This is a genomic window from Binatus sp. (SeqCode) (assembly GCF_049584895.1).
Lineage (GTDB): Bacteria > Desulfobacterota > Binatia > Binatales > Binataceae > Binatus.
In genome coordinates, this window is sequence record NZ_JBAUYR010000128.1 from 1 (window position 1) to 16,919 (window position 16,919).

Consider the following 16,919-nt stretch of genomic DNA (forward strand, 5'->3'; position numbering starts at 1 on the left):
CAGTCACCTCCGGGCGCTGCATCAGCGAGCTCGGGCGCTCCGGTCGATGAGCGGCTGAGCGCGGTTGCGATTGCGGCACGCTCGCGCACATTCGGCCACATCACGATCACGGTGCCGAGCACCATCATCAGGCCACCGGCCCATAGCCAGAAGACCAGAGGCGTCAGGAAGACTTCGAAGGTTGCGGTCTGGCCGCTGTCGTCGATTCCGGCGAGTACGACGTAAAGGTCACTGGCAGGCGTCGAACGAATCGCGACCTTGGTCGCGGGTTGTTGCGGGCGTTTGAAGAAAAGCTTCGCCGGCGACATCACGGTGATCTCGCGGCCGTCGGCGCCGAGCACCTGGACGCGTGCGGTGGCGCTCTCCAGATGAGGCGTGTCGGTTTCATCCAAACCTTGGAAGCGGAGAGTATACGAGCCGATCGTAAAGCTGTCGCCGGCGTGTACGCTCTTTTTCACTTCGGTGCGGAAGAACGACGAGCCGACGATTCCAACGAACGCGACGATTACGCCGACGTGAATGATGTAGCCGCCGTAGCGGCGGTTGTTCTTGGCGACCAGATTGACCAATGCTTTTGCGCGAGGCTCAGCGACCATGTGACGCCGCGCGTTCACTCCGCGGCGGAACTCGACCAGCACTGTACCGAGCACGAACGCCGCCAGCGAGAAGGCGGTAAGCACGTACCATTGGCGAAGGCCCGCAGCAGCGGCGACGATTCCGGTCGCGACGCCGATCACGACGGGCGCGGCGAAACTTCGCACGAGATTACTGGTCGTGGTGCGGCGCCATGCGATCAGCGGTCCAATTCCCATCAGGAAGACGAGGCCGAGCGCGAGCGGTCCGTTGACGCGATTGAAGAACGGCGGCCCGACGGTAATCTTCACACCGCGCACCGCTTCCGACAGCACCGGAAAGATGGTGCCCCAGAAAACTGCGAACGCGATGCCCACCAGCATCAGGTTGTTGAACAAAAACGCAGCTTCGCGCGACAGGTACGATTCGAATTCGGCGGGGCTGCGCAGTTGCTTCGATCGGAAGATCAAAAGCGCCGTGTACGCGAGCGTCACGGTTATCAGAAAGCTCAAGAAATACGGGCCGAGCCCGGACTGCGTGAACGAATGCACCGACGAGATGACGCCGCTGCGCGTGATGAACGTGCCGAAGAGCGTGAGTCCAAAAGCGAGCCCGATCAGCGACAGGTTCCAGACCTTCAGCATGTCCTTGCGTTCCTGGATCATCACCGAATGCAGGTACGCGGTCATCACGAGCCACGGCATGAAGGCCGCGTTCTCTACAGGATCCCACGCCCAGTATCCGCCCCAGCCCAGCACTTCATAGGCCCATCGTGCGCCGAACATGTTGCCGAGGGTAAGAAAGAACCAGGAAAAAATCGCCCAGCGGCGCGTCGAGCGAATCCATCCGTCGTCGAGTTTGCCGGTTATCAGTGCGGCGGCGCCGAAGGCGAACGGTACGGTCGCGCTGACGTAGCCGGTGTAGAGCGACGGCGGATGTATCGCCATCCAGTAATTTTGCAGCAGGGGATTCAGGTCGGAACCTTCGGCGGGAACCGTCGCGAGCAGGTCGAATGGGCGCGTGACGAAGTTCAGCATCATCAGAAAGAAGATCGCGACGCCGGCCAGGACTGCGAGCGCATACGGCGCGATCTCGGGGTTGCGGCGACGATTCTGGAACGCGGCGATCGACGTGAAGATCGACAGCAGCCAGGTCCAGAACAGCAGCGAGCCCTGCTGCCCACCCCACAGCGAGGTGAATTTGTAAACGGTCGGGAGCGTGGTGCTGGAGTATGCGGCGACGTACTCGAGCGAGAAGTCGCTGCGCAGCAGCGAGATCCACAACACGACGACCGCGATGGTGACCATCGCGCACATCGCCCAGATTGCGTGGCGCGCGCTGACGACGAAGTCGGGTGCACCGCGGCGCGCGCCGTAAACATTCGCGACGATGGAATAGACGGCGAGAATCAGCGCGATCGCGAGCGCGAGGTTGCCAAGTTGCGGCATCAAAACACCCGGCAGCTATTGTGATTGCTTAGGCTTGTACTTGGAAGGGCAACTCGTCATGACCTGGGTCGCGGCGATGGTGCCGTCGGGACCGAGTTTGCCCTCGACGATCACGTCGCGGCCGGCCGCGAACATGTCGGGCTTGGGCTCACCGGCAGATACGACGCGGAACGAGACGGGATCGGATGCTACGACGGCAACCGGTTTGATCGGCGCGCCATCTGCGCCAACGTCGGGAATCGGCACGATTTCAAATTTGAGGGTCAAAGTGTTTGGCTCCCAGTTGATTGTTCCGGCTTTGACGCGGCCGGCGATGCGGAGCGCCTGCCCGCCAAGCTCGGTCTGTCGCGCGGCCACTTCGGGCACGGTCAGGTAGTACTCGGACGTAGTGCGAATCGCGCTGAAGATCAGGTAACCGATCGCGGCGGCGATTAATCCTACGCCGATGAAAAATCGTGGACGAATGCGCATTGCGGATTAATTGTAGTGAAACCCGCGGTGGGTTTCACGCTTCCTTCGGCAGGGTGACCCCTGCACCCAGTGAAAGAGGATTAATCGCGAAATGGCGAGGACGCCATTTTGCTCTCAGGTTTGGGGAATCCTTCTTTCGGTCGAGCGAGCGAGAACTCGTAACTAGTGCGAGGTGGGCAGCGACGGGACGGTCTCGCAAGAGGCCTGACGGCGGAGCGCGTCGAGGGCGGGCAGGTTCTTTTCGTCGTTGATGAGGAGACGGATCAGGAAGAGACCCTTGTCGGTCGGCGCGAAGAGCATGACCCGCACCGGGGCGGCGTCGAGCGGCGGGACCGCCATGCCCGGCCGCAGCGCGATGATCTCGATCGAATCGCCGGCGACCTGCTGATCGTCGCGGACGAAAAAGTTGTTGGTCGCGGCGTCGAAGGCGGAGACGGACCAATAGGTCGAATGCGGCACGCGCGCCGTGATTTTCAACGGCCCCTTCGACAAATCGAATGGGCAAGCCGAGTAGAGAAGATCGGGGCTCGGCCTGACCACGCCGCGCGACGTCTCGTCCGGCCGCTTGGCAAAACGCATCGTGTTCGGCGGGCCCATCCGCGTCAGCACCCGCGCCTCGATGCGACGGGGCAGCTCGTAGAGCGTTCCCAGATGCACCAGCGCGGCCACGGAGATGGTCGCGGCGATCCACGGCGTCCATTCGCGCAGGTTCATGAGCAGGACACCTGCTTCAATGCTGGCAATGCGGCGTGTGCTGGATCGAGAACGACGCCGGGGCCGGGGTTGTAGAGGCGCAACGTGAGTGTGAAGCGTCCTTGTCCGACCGGAATCCCGTTAGCGCCGGCCGCGTCGGTTCCGACTTGCACGGCAAAGTTGCCGCTCGAGTCGCGCGCGATCGCTGTTTTCGAAACTGAATAGCGGTGCGTCGGATTGGGAATCAGATAATCGTCGGGACCGTAGGCCGTAATGCTCCACCATCGCGCGTCGGGATCGCGGCCGGTGATTTCATAGCGGCAATGACCGTCGAGCGCGTGCCCATCGCTGTCGGTGGACGCCGTATAGTAGATCGCCTCACTCCGATTGAGCGCGAAGAGGCCGTGCACGGCGACCGAGGCGCGCTGGTAAGGACTGCTTTCCGTACTCCCTGCGGTGAGGCTGGTTTTCCAGGGACCATCGCTCACGCGGACCGAGCTGCTGTGAAATACCGTCAGCCAGGTGATGGAGACCCCGAGCAAGGTCCCGACGATCAGAACCGCCAGAATTTTCCAAACAACTCGCGTGACGGGATCCTATGATTCGGAATCGTCGGAAGAGTGCGGATCGTGGGGGCCGAAGGCGACGCCACGTTTTGAGGCTTTGATGAAATTCAACATCTCGGTTACTTCGGGCGTCGCGTCGCCGGATTTTTCCAGGCGTTCGATTGCCAGCTTCAAATTCTGGCGGGTGCCGAACAAACTCGTGAAGGCGTGGCGCAGGGCGTGAATCGATTTTGATGGGATGCCGGCGCGCTTCAGGCCCACGACATTAATTCCGCGCAGCGTGTGGGTGCCGTCCATTATGCAGAATGGCGGCACGTCGCGGCTGGTGCGCGACAGGCCTCGCATCATCGCGAGCCGTCCGATGCGCGTGTACTGATGCACGACGCAGTTGCCCGAGACCAGCGCGCGGTCGCCCAGCTCGACCCATCCTGCGAGCAGTGCGCCACCTGCGATGATGGTCGAGTTGCCGATGCGGCAATCGTGCGCAACGTGCGCATTCTGCATCATGAAGTTGTCGTCGCCCATAATGGTGATGTCGCCGTGCTCGCTGCCGCGATGGACGGTGGTGTGCTCGCGAAAGACGTTGCGGTCGCCAATTTTAACTGAGCGCGCGACGCCGGTGTACGTCAGATCCTGAGGCTCGTCGCCGATTACCGCGCCCGGATGAAGCACGTTTTCGGCGCCGAGTTCGGTGATGCCGAGAATCGTGACGTGACCGATTAGTCGAGTGCGCAGGCCGATGCGGATTTTACCGTCGATCAGGCATAGCGGACCGATATCGACGCCGGCCGCGAGCTCGACGTCGGGACCCACCACCGAGGTCGGATGAATCCGCGGCGGCGCCTCACCCGTCAATTGAGCAGCCTGCGCTTCTTCAGGTCGTCGTGATGCTCGTTGTCGGCAGGCGTGGTCGAGCCCTCGACCTTGTAATCGCCGGAGGCCCAGGTGCCGAGATCGATCATCTGGCATCGCTCGGAGCAGAACGGGCGGAAGCGATTGCGCGGGGAGAGGTCAGCGGGCTTTTTGCAGATGGGACACGTCATCTCATCTAAAAAATTGTCAGATGATCGCGCGACGCGCAACGACGCCGCGAAGATCCGCAGAACCCTCATCTACCGACCGCGAACTATCGCTCAGCTGCGCTCAGGGATTGTAGCCGCCGCGCTGGACGAAGACGCTGCCTTTGGGGCCGACGCGCACGCAATTCACATCGGTGCGATTGAACTCCGGTGTACAAAGCGGCTGATCGACGGCTGGACATTTGTAAAGGTTCGCTTCGAGCTGTTGGCACTTGTCGAGCGCGAAATTTGCCATGATCGGCTGTGCGGGTGGCTGGTCCGCGTTCTGCGACGAACATCCGCCGAGCGCGAGCATTCCAAGCGACGCAGCCAGAGCCGCCGCAGGAATGATTCGCATTCCCCGTTCGCCAATTTTCGAGATGACAACTTTTCCAGTCCGCATCGTGTTCTCCTCTCAACCGGGTTGAGGCGGGCGTCCGCCAGTTTCCCTTCCTAAGCGAGCCGCGCGGCAGGCGATCACGCGCTGACGGATTAATACACGATGGGCGGGTTGTCTAAAAGAGGCGTTCTGCCCCGCCGATCATACTCAGAAGACCTCGGTGCCACATCGATCGTCGCCGCCCGAGGCCTGAAAAATGTTCCACTGGAGCTGGTACGCAAACCGTTCGAAGTAGCACAGCTGCATCAGGTGGGCGGGACCTTTGTACACAAACCGGACGTGGACTTGCAGATTGGATTTACCCGCGGCGACTGCCTGGTAGTTGTCCGACGGCAGGCTGATGTAGAAGTAGTGCGGCACGTTCGGCGAGACGATTCCCGCATCTATCTCCGACATCGCGCCGGCGGCGGGTTTGATGAGCTTGCCGTCGACCACAGCATGGACGCTCAAGATCGTGTCGAGGGCGGGGATGTTCCCGAAATTTTTATAGTCGACCATAATGATCGGATGCGCCGGGTCGTCCATCTCGAAGTTAACCTGCTGGACGCCGAGGAACGGCCGATCGGCGACGGCGAAGATCGCGCTGGTGACCAAGGCAGTGCGCCAGGTGGCGTACGCGCTGAAGAACGTTGCGAGCACCATCAGGACTGCCATGAGGTCGGCGACTTTGATGGCCTGGCCGAGCCGTGCGAGCAGCGAACGCTCGGTGCGTATGATTTCGCGATCGCGGCGCTGGTGTTCGTCCTCGGCCATAGCGGAACTGTATAGCCCGACTACGGAACCGAGAACCAGATCACGGCCAGCGGCGGCATGTCGATCGCGATCGAATGCGCGAATCCGTGCCACGGAATCGCGGCCGCCTCGACGCCGCCCTTGTTGCCGACGTTGGTTCCGCCGTACGCGGCCGCGTCGGTGTTGAGAATCTCGCGATAGAATCCGGGGCCCGGCACGCCGACGCGATAACGGCTGCGGATCACCGGCGAGAAATTGCCCACGCAGATGATGCGGCGGCCGGTGCTCGGCGCCACGCGCATGAACGCAATCATGTTGCTGTCGGCGTCGTCGGCCTCGAGCCATCGAAAGCCGGCGGGGTCGGTATCGGCCTCCCACAACGCAGGCTCGTCGCGGTAGATGCGATTGAGATCGCGCACTAGCACCTGCAGCTCGTGATGATCCGGGTACTCGAGCAGGTTCCAGTCGATGCTCGAATCGTGATCCCACTCGCGCCACTGGCCGACTTCCTGGCCCATGAAAATCATCTTCTTGCCCGATCGAGCCCACATGTACGCGAACAGCGCGCGCTGATTGGCGAACTGCTGCAGGCGATCGCCGGGCATCTTGGCCAGCATCGCGCGCTTGCCGTGCACGACCTCGTCATGCGACAGCGGCAGCACGAAATTTTCGCTCCATGCGTAGAGCAGGCCGAAGGTGAGATCGCGATGATGATAGCGGCGGTAGATGGGATCGAGCGTGAAGTACTCGAGCGTGTCATGCATCCAGCCCATGTCCCACTTGAAGCCGAAGCCGAGCCCGCCCATGAAGACCGGGCGGCTGACACCCGTCCACGCGGTGGACTCCTCGGCGATCATCATGATGCCCGGGTTGAGGCGGTAGACGTCCTGGTTGAGCTTCTTGAGGAATGAGATCGCGTCGAGGTTCTCGCGCCCGCCGAACGCGTTGGGAATCCATTCGCCTTCGCGCCGCGCGTAGTCGAGGTAGATCATCGACGCGACCGCATCGACACGCAGGCCGTCGGCGTGGAACTCGCCGAGCCAGTAGAGCGCGCTCGCGGTCAGGAAGTTGCGCACTTCGGCGCGGCCGTAGTTGAAGATGTAGGTACCCCATTCGGGATGATCACCCTGGCGCGGATCGGCGTGCTCGAACAGCGCGGTGCCATCGAAGCGGCCGAGACTGAATTCGTCCTTAGGGAAATGCGCGGGCACCCAGTCGAGGATCACGCCGATGCCGCGGCGATGCATCTCGTCGATGAGGTAGCGCAAGTCGTCGGGACTGCCGTAGCGCGAGGTCGGCGCGAAATAGCCGCTGACCTGGTAGCCCCACGAGCCGGTGAACGGATGCTCCATCACGGGCATCAACTGGATGTGCGTGAATCCCATGCTGGTGACGTAGTCGCCAAGCATCGTCGCCATCTCGCGATAGGTGAGCGGGCGACCGCCGTCCTCCGGCACGCGCCGCCATGAGCCGAGATGAACCTCGTAAATCGAGATGGGACTTTTGATCCATTCGCGACGCGTCCGCTCTGCAAGCCAATCTGCGTCGTGGAACTCGTACTTCGATTCGGAAACGATCGAGGCAGTCGCGGGCGGCACCTCCATTCTTTGCGCGAATGGATCGCTCTTCAGCAGCAAATTACCGTCGCGGGTGCGAATTTCGTATTTGTAATTTGCACCCGCACCGATGCCGGGAATGAAAATCTCCCACACACCGGAGCTGCCGAGCGTGCGCATCATGTGGACGCGCCCGTCCCAGCGATTGAAGTCGCCGACCACACTGACGCCGCGCGCATTCGGCGCCCACACCGCGAACGACACGCCGCGGATGCCCGACATCTCGCGCACGTGCGAACCCAGCTTGTCGTAGGCGCGGTCGTCCTTCTGCTCGCCCCACAGATGAAGATCGAGGTCGCCGAGCGTCGGCATGAAGGAGTAAGGATCGTAAGTCGTGACCGAGTTGCCGTCGGGGTAGTGAATCTCGAACCGGTAAGGAAAAATCGAGACGCGGCCTTCGACGATAACCTCGAATAGTCCAGCGGCGTCGCGGATGCGCATCGGCCGCGGCGCATCGCCAGGCACGATCAGGTCGACTCGCGATGCACCCGGCCGAAACGCCCGGACGAACAGGCGATTGCCCTCGAGATGCGCACCGAGAATCGAATGAGGATCGTGATGCTGGAACGCCAGCAGGCGCTCCACTTCTCGCTCTCGATGCGACGCGCTCGATTCGATCTGTTCAGCCTTCATTTCAACTGCAAAGTCTAAACGATAGATTCGTCGCAGGCGACCAGCGTCCGCGGGAGATCGAAAATGAGTTCCACGCCCAATTCAAAGCAAGCGAACAACCTGCCCGGCTTCGACCCGAAGATGGGGCAGCTCGAAGTGATCGAACCGGGAATCGCGATGTTCCACGGCTTCGCCAACGTAGCGTTCGCGTACGGGCGCGGCGAAATGATCGTCGTCGATACCAGCTCGCGGCAGATGGGCGCGGCCGCGGTGCGAGCGATTCGCGAGGTCAGCGAGGAACCATTCGCGTTTCTCATCTATACGCACGGTCACGGCGATCATGCGTTCGGTACCGAGGCCTTTATCACCGACGCGATCACGCGCGGGCATGCGCGTCCGAAAATCTGGGCGCACGAGGACGTTGCCGGTCGCTTCAAGCGCTACGCCCTCACTCGCGGATGGCAGTCGCATATCAATCGGCTCCAGTTCGGCGGCGCGTTCGCAAGCGACGGGCTCTTTGATCCCAAGTCGTTCAGCTTCCCCGACCTGGTTTATCGCGATCAACAATTTCTCGACCTGGTGGGCGAGCCGGTCGAGCTGCATCATGCGATGGGCGAGACAGACGACGCGACCTGGGTCTGGATGCCGACGCGGCGGCTCGCGATGGTCGGCGACTTGATCGTCTCGTCGATGCCGAACACCGGCAATCCCAACAAGGTGCAGCGTTACACGCTCGAATGGGCGGAGACGCTCGAAGCGATCGCGAAATGCGCACCGCAATATATTCTCCCCGGACACGGACCCGCGTATCGGGGTGAAGAACTCTGCAAAGAAGTGCTGAGCGAGACGGCTCGCGCGTTGCGCCTTATCCACGATGAAGTCGTGCGGCGGCTCAACGCGGGTGAGTGGCCGGTGGACATTGTCGAGGCTAATATTTCGATTCCGGCGGACCTCGCGGCGAAACCGTACCTGCAACCGATTTACGGATGCGCCCCGTTCGTGGTGCGCGACGTCATCCGCCGCTACGCCGGATGGTGGACGGGAGAGCCGTCGCAGATGTTCCCGGCATCGCGCAAGGAACGCGGCGCGGACATCCTGGCGCTATGCGGCCGCGACGCAATCCTCGCAAAAACCCGCGCACTCAAAGATGCGGCCGACTTGAAACGCGCGCTGGCGTTGGCCGAGATAGCGCTGAATGCGAACCCGTCCGACTATGAGGCAATCAGGTTGAACGCCGAGATTCTTGAAGCGATGGCAGGCGGCGAGCGATCGTTCATCGCGCGCAACTTCTTCGCCGGCGCCGCCCGCCAACTCCGCGAGCGCGCAAAATCGCAAATTTGACGAGGCAGGGACGGAAATCGCATGGATCTGATAGGCGCGATGGCGTCGGCAGCGGTCGCCGGTGCGTCTGTGGCGATGCGTGATTTCGCGCCGGCCGCTCGTCACGATCAATGTCGAAGACGGGCAGGAGCGCCCAGCGCATAGAGATTGCCATCACCGGAGCCGATGTAGACGGTGCCGTCTGCGCCGATCGCCGGCGAAAGCTCGCCGTATCCCTCCGTATCAAACTTCCACTTAAGCCGGCCGTCGGGACTAATGGCACAGAGGGAAGAGGCGGTGGGGCGGTTCTTGTGGACGAGATCAGTACCGATGTAAATGGTCCCATCGGAGCCGATCGCCGGCGAAGAGTCCCCGATACCCGGGTGGGGAATCGTGAACATCCACTTCAGCGTGCCGTCGGGGTTTAGCGCGTAGAGGTTGCCGATGTAATGGGAGCCGTAGGTCCCCACATAAATCGTACCGTTGCCTGCGATTGCCGGCGAGGATTTTACGGAATCGCTGGTTTTGAACTTCCACTTCAGTGTGCCGTCGGAATTTACCGCGTAGAGATAACCATCAAAAGAACCAACGTAGATTGTGCCCTCGGCGCCAATCGCGGGCGAAGAGGCCACGTCATCTCCGGTTGCAAATGCCCACTTCCGCGTGCCGTCTGGGTTAACTGCGTAGAGGTTCTTATCTCTGGATCCAACGTAGATGTTTCCGGCGGCATCGATCGCAGGCGAGGAGACCACCCAACCACCCGTGGTGAACTTCCATTTTTGCGTGCCATCGGGGTTAACCGCATAGAGGTTGCGGTCTTCCGAGCCGACGTAGATCGTGCCATCCGTGCCGATCTGCGGCGAGGATCTCACCATCCCGTGGGTTAAGAACGCCCACTTTGATGTACCATCGGGGTTCACCGCGTAGAGATTGTCGTCTTCGGAGCCGAAGTAGACGGTGCCATCGGAGGCTATCGCCGGCGTCGAATCGGTGATTCCCGGCGCCGGTAGCTTCCATTTCAGAGCACCCTTCGAGTCTACGGCGTAAAGGTGTTCCCGCGAGCCGAAGTAGACAGTGCCATCGGCACCAACCGAGGGAGCGCCCACTCCAACGTCGGCCGCGAAGGCCCACTCGAGCGCGCCAGTGTTGGCTCTTGTGTCGAACTGACTTCGGCCGGAGTTTGCACGATCGTGATGAAACGTGGGCCAGGCGGGCGAACCCGTGATCGGATGCCTTGTTGGCGCGGAACTGGCCGACGTGGTTGCAGATGCGGTTGGGGAAGGAAGTCCGCTTCCCACTGCGTAGAGGTTCTGGGAATAGGAGCCGACGTAAATGGTTCCATCAGATCCGATCGCCGGAGAGGACGTCGGCGAAGAGAAATCACCGCCGGTTACACACTTCCACTTTTGTGTGCCGTCAGCGCTTAGTGCATAGAGATTGTAGTTGTCGGAGCCGACGTAAATCGCGCCGTCGGCGCCGATCGCGGGGGAGGAGAACTCAATCGCACTGGCGGTTTCGAACTTCCACTTTTGCGTACCATCGGGGTTAACCGCGTAGAGATTGTGGTCAAGCGAGCCCAAAAAAATGGTGCCATCTGAGCCGATCGCCGGTGACGACCACATCAGACCGCCGGTTTTAAACGTCCACTTCCGCGTGCCGTCGCGTCTTACCGCATAGAGGTTCGCGTCACCGGAGCCGAAGTAAATGGTTCCATCGCCGCCGATCGCCGGAGAGGAAGCTACATGACCGTCCGTTGCGAATTTCCACTTCTGTTTGCCGTCGGGGTTCACTGCGTAGAGATTGTGGTCAAAGGAACCGACGTAAATCGTTCCGTCAGCGTCGATCGCCGGCGCCGCCGTCACATCACCGCCGGTTTCGAACTTCCACTTTTGCGCGCCACCGGGCCGCAGCGCATAGAGGTTGTGGTCCCGGGAGCCAAAAGTAAATCGTCCCATCGGTGCCGATTGCCGGCGAGGACTCCACCGTACCGCCAGTTGCGAACTTCCACTTCTGTGTGCCATCGGGGCTTACCGCGTAGAGGTTGCCGTCATCGGAGCCGAAATAGATGGTGCCATCTGAGCCGATTGCCGGTGAGGAAAGTTGAACATTATTGCCGGTTTCGAACTTCCACCGTCGCGTGCCGTCGGGCTTCACTGCATAGAGGTTGTGGTCATCGGAGCCGATGTAAATGGTTCCATCTGCACCGATCGCCGGCGCAGTCACCACGGCACCATCGGTTGCGAAGGCCCATTTGAGCTTGCCGTTGTTGGAACTGGTGTTGAATTGGCTTCGTCCAGTATGCGCGCGATCGTGATGGAACATTGGCGACATCGGAGTCGTGGTTGCGCAGAATAAAATTCGGGGTGCAGCGTTCAATATTGTAAGCGCAATCGCGCCCAGAATTACGATCGCGCCGATGCGGATTTTTTCGCCTCGAAGAGACAAGAAGTCGTTCCACAGTGCGCAAGCAAATCGACTGAGGGTGAACTCGTAGCACAAATTGAGGGCGCTAGTTAGCGCTGACACGCCGCATCCGGAAATCACCATTCCGTCCGGACTGGAAGGACTTCCACTCCGTCTGCTACTGATGCTCTAGCCGCTGCAATCGCGGTGCTGGGAACAGTCGAATGATCTTTCGCGAACTCAATCACGGCAAGTGCAAGGCTTACCTCGCGATATCGGAAGCAACGCGCAAGGCCGCCATAATCGATCCGCTGCGCGACAAGGTCGAGCGATACCTCGCGGTCCTCGCCTATCACGGATTGCGGCTCGACTTGATCATCGACACTCACACGCACGCCGATCATCGCAGCGGCGCGTTGGAGTTGGGCGCGCTGGCCGATGCGCCCGTCGCGATGCATCGACTGGCGCCGGCGCCCCACGTCGGCATCCACGTCGAAGACGATCAGGCGCTGAAAGTGGGTGACGAGGAACTCCGCATCCTGCACACGCCCGGCCACACACCGGATTCGATTAGCGTGCTCGCGAAGGATCGAGTCTTCACCGGCGACGTGTTGTTCATCCACGGTACTGGTCGCGCGGATTTCGCGGGCGGCGACGCGGGTGCTCAGTACGATTCGATAACGCGCAAGCTGTTCACGCTCCCGGACACGACGCTGGTTTTCCCCGCGCACGATTATCGCGGACATACGCAATCCACCATTCGAGATGAAAAGAGCTCGAACCCGAGGCTGGCGGGCAAAACGCGCGACGACTACATCAACTTGATGAACAACCTCGGGCTGCCGCTGCCCGACGGCATCCAGGAGTCGCTGCAACCGAACGAATCCGACCTCGATGCGGGCACGCTCAAGTTCCCGACGCTCGCGCAACTCAACCAGGTGCGACAGCTGAGCGCTGCGGAGCTGCGCGATCGGATCGCGAGCTCCAATCCTCCAATGCTGATCGATGTCCGCGAAGAAGAAGAGTACCGCGGAGAGCTAGGTCACATCGCCGGCGCGCGCCTGATCCCGCTGAAGGAATTGCCCGAGCGAACGGAAGAGCTGGCGAACCTGAAGACTCGCGACATCGTCGCGATCTGCCGCGTCGGAGTGCGAAGCGCCACCGCCGCCGCAATCCTCACCGGCCTGGGCTTCGAGCACGTCTGGAACCTGAAGGGCGGCATGCTCGAATGGAAAGAGGCCAGGCTTCCAGTCGAGTGAGGGAAGAATCCGAGAGTCTAAGGTGCAGGGCTTAGCCCTTCCGAAGGAAGTGTGAAACCCACCGCGGGTTTCACATTCGATAAAGTGATTTACACCTGATCTTTATCCAGCGCCGAGCTCCACTTGCGCGAGGAGCGCCCTTCCCATCCGCGCTTGTGGTATGCGTAGCCGACGATCAGCGGCACTGCGATTGTCGCCTCGCAATACACCATCTGCTCGTAAGTCGTATCGACCTTGCCCCAGCTGCTCGCCTCTTTGAGCGTGCTGCCTGAGAGCGCGCCGTCGCGCACGTCGGCGACTGTTATCTGGATCGCGTACTTATGCATCGGCACGTCATGCCCAAGCACTTCGGCCGCGACCACGATATCCTGCGCGAAATTTTTTGGTACGCCGCCGCCAATCATGAACAGACCCGTGCTTTCGTTCTTCACCTTGAGGCGCGTCAGTTCGTAAAAGTCCTTGGCGCTGTCGATCGAGACCTTGGGCTTGCCGTGCCGCGCCGCCTGATGCGCCACGAGTCCGAATCCCGCAGAGCAATCGCTGAACGCGGGACAGAAAATCGGCACCTCTTCGCGATACGCCTCGAGCACGATACTCGCGCCGCTCTTCGCGCCGGTCTCGGCCAGGAACTTGCCCATCTCGCCGACGAACTCGCGCGACGAATACGGCCGCGGCTCCAGGCTGTCGGTGATTTTGTGAATCGTCTCGTCGCACACGCGCAGTTCATCTTCGTCGATCAGCGTGTCGTAGATTCGATCGATATGCATTTCGCGCAGCTTGTCGTCGTCGAGCCCGTACTTGAACCGATCCTCGGCTATCCAATGCTTGAAGCCGAGCGCCTCGAAGAAATCCTGGTCGACAATATTCGCGCCGGTGCTGACAATCGCGTCGACCATGTGATTGCGAATCATATCGGCGAAGACGCGCTTCAGTCCCGCGCTGATGAGCGATCCCGCCAGGCACAGGATCACGCCGCAGTCGCGATCGCGCAGCATGCGATCGTAAATCGTCGCCGCGCGATGCAGGTCTCGCGCGCTGTAAGCCATCTGTCCCATCGCTTCGACAATCGGCACGACGCTGTCGCGCGTGATATCGACATGTTCGATCGGTTTTTTAAGAAATTCTGATTTGGCACTCATTACGGTCCTCGCGATGTCCTCGATTTGATCGCCGATAGTAGGCATCGGCTGAGTTGTACGCTACTTGAGCGGCCCGATTCCGCCCACCCCCGTCCAGTAGAGCATGAAGTACAAGGCGCCGAGCCCGATCAAAAACGCGAACGCAATAATATCCGCCGGCGTTACCGGGTACTCGATAAACGTCGTGGGCTCGTGACTGAAGCCGAAGCCGCGCGCTTCCAGAGCCATCGCCATGTTGTTCGCCTTGCGCAGCGCGCCCATGAAAACCGGAATCACGACCGGCACGTAACGACGCACCCGTTCGAGCGGTCCGCCCTGGTTGAAATCGTAGCCGCGTAACCGCTGCGCATCGACTATAGTCACCGCAGAGTCGATAAACAGCGGTACTAACCTAAAGGAGAGCGAGATCGCGAAGCTGACACGATACGGCACTCGCATCCGCTGAAGTCCGTAAGTGAACTCCTCGATTTTGGTGGTCGAAAGAAACAGCACCGACGCCGCGAGCAACTCCGCCAGCTTGATCCCGCGCCCCAGGCCAAACTTGATCGAAAGCCGGGTGACCTTTATCGCAACGGTGTGCGCGCGCCAGTGAAACAGCGGCAGTGTGAAGATCGGCGTTCCGCGCTGGTAAAAGACCATCCACATCAGCGTGGTCGTAAAAATCAGAATTACGAATAGCCATCGGAGACGATAGAAATTCGGCCACGAATCCGTCAACTGCGCGATCCACAGCATGATCAGTCCGATCGGAACCAGCAGCGCGATCGGATTGTCCACCCAATACACCGACCAGAACATGATGAACAGCGAAAACACTTTGACCGTCGGATGCAGCCTATGAACGAACGTGCCGCGATCGATATACAAATAAATCGGCATCAGGTGCGTCCCTTCACCCACGCGACGAATTCGTCGGTGGTCAGCGCGAGCGTGCCGAAGCGGCGGCTCAACTCGGTGATTTCAGGCGCTCGGAACGACGACGATCGCAGCAGCTCGTCCTGCATGAAAAACTCGCGCACGCCGCCGTCGAAAAGTTTCGCGCCCTTGCGCATCAGCACCACACGCCGCGCATACTCTGCGACCAGCCACGGCGTATGCGTGATTATCACAATTGCGATTCCGGCACGGTTGAGGTCGCGCACCAGCGCCATCATCCGCAGTTGCTCGCGATGGTCCAGGCCGGTGGTCGGCTCATCGAGAATCAGCATCCGGGGCCGCAGCACGAGCACGCTCGCAACCGCCAAGCGCTGGCGCTCACCCTTGCTCAGTAGGAACGGATCGCTCTGGCGCTCATTCTGCAGGCCGACCGCTTCGAGCGCCTCGTCGCATCGGCGGCGAATCTCGTCATCGGGCAAGCCGAAGTTGCGCGGGCCGAACGCGACTTCATCCTGAACGGTGGCTGCGAAAATCTGATGGTCAGGATTCTGGAAAACGTATGCGACCTCGCGCGCCGTCTCGGCCGGACGCATCAGCGCGCGATCCTTGCCGTCAATCGTCACGCGGCCTGTCGCGGGCTGGAGCAGACCGACGATGTGCTTGGCCAGTGTAGTTTTGCCGGAACCGTTCTGCCCGACGATCGCGAGAAATTCTCCGGCGCCGACCTTGAGCTCGATGGAGTTGAGCACGCGCGGACCGCCCGCGTAGCTGTAGCTCAGGTTTTCGATTCCGATAAATGCGGGAGCGGCGATCGTATTGCCAGCAGCCTTCGGCTCCTCCGACACGCGCGAGCGGGCGATGCTGTCGTAGGTGGTCGCCACGACGCTCGGATACGCGCGCGCGATCACCTCAAAAGCCTGCTCGACGCTCTTCGGCTGCGCGTCGATTCCGAGCAGCTCGAGTGCGTGACCAAGTCCCGGAGGACGCACGCCGCATGCTGTGAGCAACTCGGTGCGCGCGAACACTTCAGACGGCGGGCCGTCCGCAGCGATTTCGCCCTCGCGCAGAACCACTATCCGATCGGCGGCGCGCAGCTCCTCGGACTCGTGCTCGATTACAATCAGGCTCAAGCCTTGCGCGCGCAGCTTTTTGATCAGCTCGAAGACTTCAGCCCTGCCCTCCGGATCGAGGTCGGTGGTCGGCTCGTCGAGCACGATGACCGACGGGCGCAACGCCAGCACCGAGGCGATCGCAAGCCGCTGCTTCTCGCCGCCCGACAGCGACATCGGATCGCGATGCTCGAAGCCGCGCAGGCCGACCGCCTCGAGCGCGGGCATGATTCGCCGGTCCATCTCGGCACGGTCCATTCCGACCTGTTCCATCGCGAACGCGACCTCATGCGCGACGTTGGTCGAGAACAGTTGCGACTCGAAATCCTGGAACACCATGCCGACCTTCGGCGCAAGATCGCATACGCGGAGATGCTCGATCGATTCGCCCGCGATGAGAATCGCGCCGTGAAAATCGCCGTCCTCGAACTCCGGGATGATGCGATTGAGGCATTTCGCGAGCGTCGATTTCCCCGCGCCCGACGCGCCCATCACGCCGATCATCTCGCCGGCGTTCTGCACGAGGCTCACCGCTCGAAGCGCAGGCTGGTCGGCGCCGTGATAGGTGAAGGTGACTCCCTGAACCGACACGGCGTGCAGGTCGGAATTCACCGAAGCAATTGAAAACATTTGCGCGTCGGTTT

The 16,919-nt window shown here is 61.1% G+C and carries 16 protein-coding genes; 2 read left to right on the forward strand and 14 right to left on the reverse strand.

The window, feature by feature from the left end; translation table 11 throughout:
• The 9 genes from WB650_RS21450 to glgB form a co-directional block, all read right to left on the reverse strand.
• Positions 1-2,021, reverse strand: a 2,021-nt coding sequence (locus WB650_RS21450) for a heme lyase CcmF/NrfE family subunit (RefSeq protein WP_423961979.1), incomplete at its 3' end; no start/stop codon positions are given.
• Positions 2,022-2,036: 15 nt separating this feature from the next.
• Positions 2,037-2,492, reverse strand: a complete 456-nt coding sequence (locus tag WB650_RS21455; RefSeq protein WP_422306343.1) for a cytochrome c maturation protein CcmE — start codon at positions 2,490-2,492, stop codon at positions 2,037-2,039.
• Between the two features lie 162 nt (positions 2,493-2,654).
• Positions 2,655-3,206 (reverse strand): DUF1254 domain-containing protein, encoded by a 552-nt coding sequence (locus tag WB650_RS21460; protein WP_422306341.1) that lies wholly within the window; start codon positions 3,204-3,206, stop codon positions 2,655-2,657.
• A complete protein-coding gene (locus WB650_RS21465) occupies positions 3,203-3,673 on the reverse strand; it encodes a DUF1214 domain-containing protein (protein ID WP_423961981.1) in 471 nt (156 codons plus the stop codon). The genes WB650_RS21460 and WB650_RS21465 overlap by 4 nt, the downstream gene beginning before the upstream one ends.
• Before the next feature lie 108 nt (positions 3,674-3,781).
• Positions 3,782-4,606, reverse strand: a complete 825-nt coding sequence (gene lpxA, locus WB650_RS21470; RefSeq protein WP_422306337.1) for an acyl-ACP--UDP-N-acetylglucosamine O-acyltransferase — start codon at positions 4,604-4,606, stop codon at positions 3,782-3,784.
• Complete coding sequence (locus tag WB650_RS21475) at positions 4,603-4,863, reverse strand: DNA gyrase inhibitor YacG (protein ID WP_423961983.1); 261 nt, start codon at positions 4,861-4,863, stop codon at positions 4,603-4,605. Before WB650_RS21475 ends, lpxA begins: the two co-directional genes overlap by 4 nt.
• Positions 4,864-4,894: 31 nt before the next feature.
• Positions 4,895-5,212 (reverse strand): hypothetical protein, encoded by a 318-nt coding sequence (locus WB650_RS21480; protein ID WP_422306345.1) that lies wholly within the window; start codon positions 5,210-5,212, stop codon positions 4,895-4,897.
• 144 nt (positions 5,213-5,356) lie between these two features.
• Positions 5,357-5,962, reverse strand: coding sequence for a hypothetical protein (locus WB650_RS21485; RefSeq protein ID WP_422302316.1), 606 nt, complete (start codon positions 5,960-5,962; stop codon positions 5,357-5,359).
• Positions 5,963-5,982: 20 nt separating this feature from the next.
• A complete protein-coding gene (gene glgB / locus WB650_RS21490) occupies positions 5,983-8,190 on the reverse strand; it encodes a 1,4-alpha-glucan branching protein GlgB (protein ID WP_422302318.1) in 2,208 nt (735 codons plus the stop codon).
• Positions 8,191-8,253: 63 nt separating this feature from the next.
• Here glgB and WB650_RS21495 point away from each other — a divergent pair, with 63 nt between their 5' ends.
• Complete coding sequence (locus WB650_RS21495; protein ID WP_422302320.1) at positions 8,254-9,510, forward strand: alkyl sulfatase dimerization domain-containing protein; 1,257 nt, start codon at positions 8,254-8,256, stop codon at positions 9,508-9,510.
• Between the two features lie 107 nt (positions 9,511-9,617).
• Here the strand turns inward: WB650_RS21495 and WB650_RS21500 are convergent, their stop codons facing one another.
• Both WB650_RS21500 and WB650_RS21505 read right to left on the reverse strand, forming a co-directional pair.
• Entirely contained in the window at positions 9,618-11,444 is a 1,827-nt protein-coding gene (locus WB650_RS21500) for a PQQ-binding-like beta-propeller repeat protein (RefSeq protein ID WP_423961986.1), read from the reverse strand.
• Positions 11,353-11,811 carry a PQQ-binding-like beta-propeller repeat protein gene (locus tag WB650_RS21505; RefSeq protein ID WP_423961988.1) on the reverse strand — a complete coding sequence of 153 codons (459 nt, stop codon included), beginning with the start codon at positions 11,809-11,811 and terminating at the stop codon, positions 11,353-11,355. The genes WB650_RS21500 and WB650_RS21505 overlap by 92 nt, the downstream gene beginning before the upstream one ends.
• Before the next feature lie 305 nt (positions 11,812-12,116).
• On the opposite strand from WB650_RS21505, the gene WB650_RS21510 reads away from it, so the two are divergent.
• The gene (locus WB650_RS21510) at positions 12,117-13,151 is read left to right on the forward strand and encodes an MBL fold metallo-hydrolase (protein ID WP_422302324.1); all 1,035 of its coding nucleotides are present in this window, start codon (positions 12,117-12,119) and stop codon (positions 13,149-13,151) included.
• A gap of 89 nt (positions 13,152-13,240) precedes the next feature.
• On the opposite strand, the gene WB650_RS21515 is transcribed toward WB650_RS21510, so the two are convergent.
• The 3 genes from WB650_RS21515 to WB650_RS21525 are packed head-to-tail and all read right to left on the reverse strand — an operon-like array spanning position 13,241 to position 16,905.
• Positions 13,241-14,290, reverse strand: coding sequence for a 1,9-bis(guanidino)-5-aza-nonane synthase (locus WB650_RS21515; protein ID WP_422302326.1), 1,050 nt, complete (start codon positions 14,288-14,290; stop codon positions 13,241-13,243).
• A gap of 60 nt (positions 14,291-14,350) precedes the next feature.
• Positions 14,351-15,169 (reverse strand): energy-coupling factor transporter transmembrane component T family protein, encoded by an 819-nt coding sequence (locus WB650_RS21520; protein WP_422302328.1) that lies wholly within the window; start codon positions 15,167-15,169, stop codon positions 14,351-14,353.
• A complete protein-coding gene (locus WB650_RS21525; protein WP_422302329.1) occupies positions 15,169-16,905 on the reverse strand; it encodes an ABC transporter ATP-binding protein in 1,737 nt (578 codons plus the stop codon). Before WB650_RS21525 ends, WB650_RS21520 begins: the two co-directional genes overlap by 1 nt.
• Between the last annotated feature and the right edge of the window lie 14 nt (positions 16,906-16,919).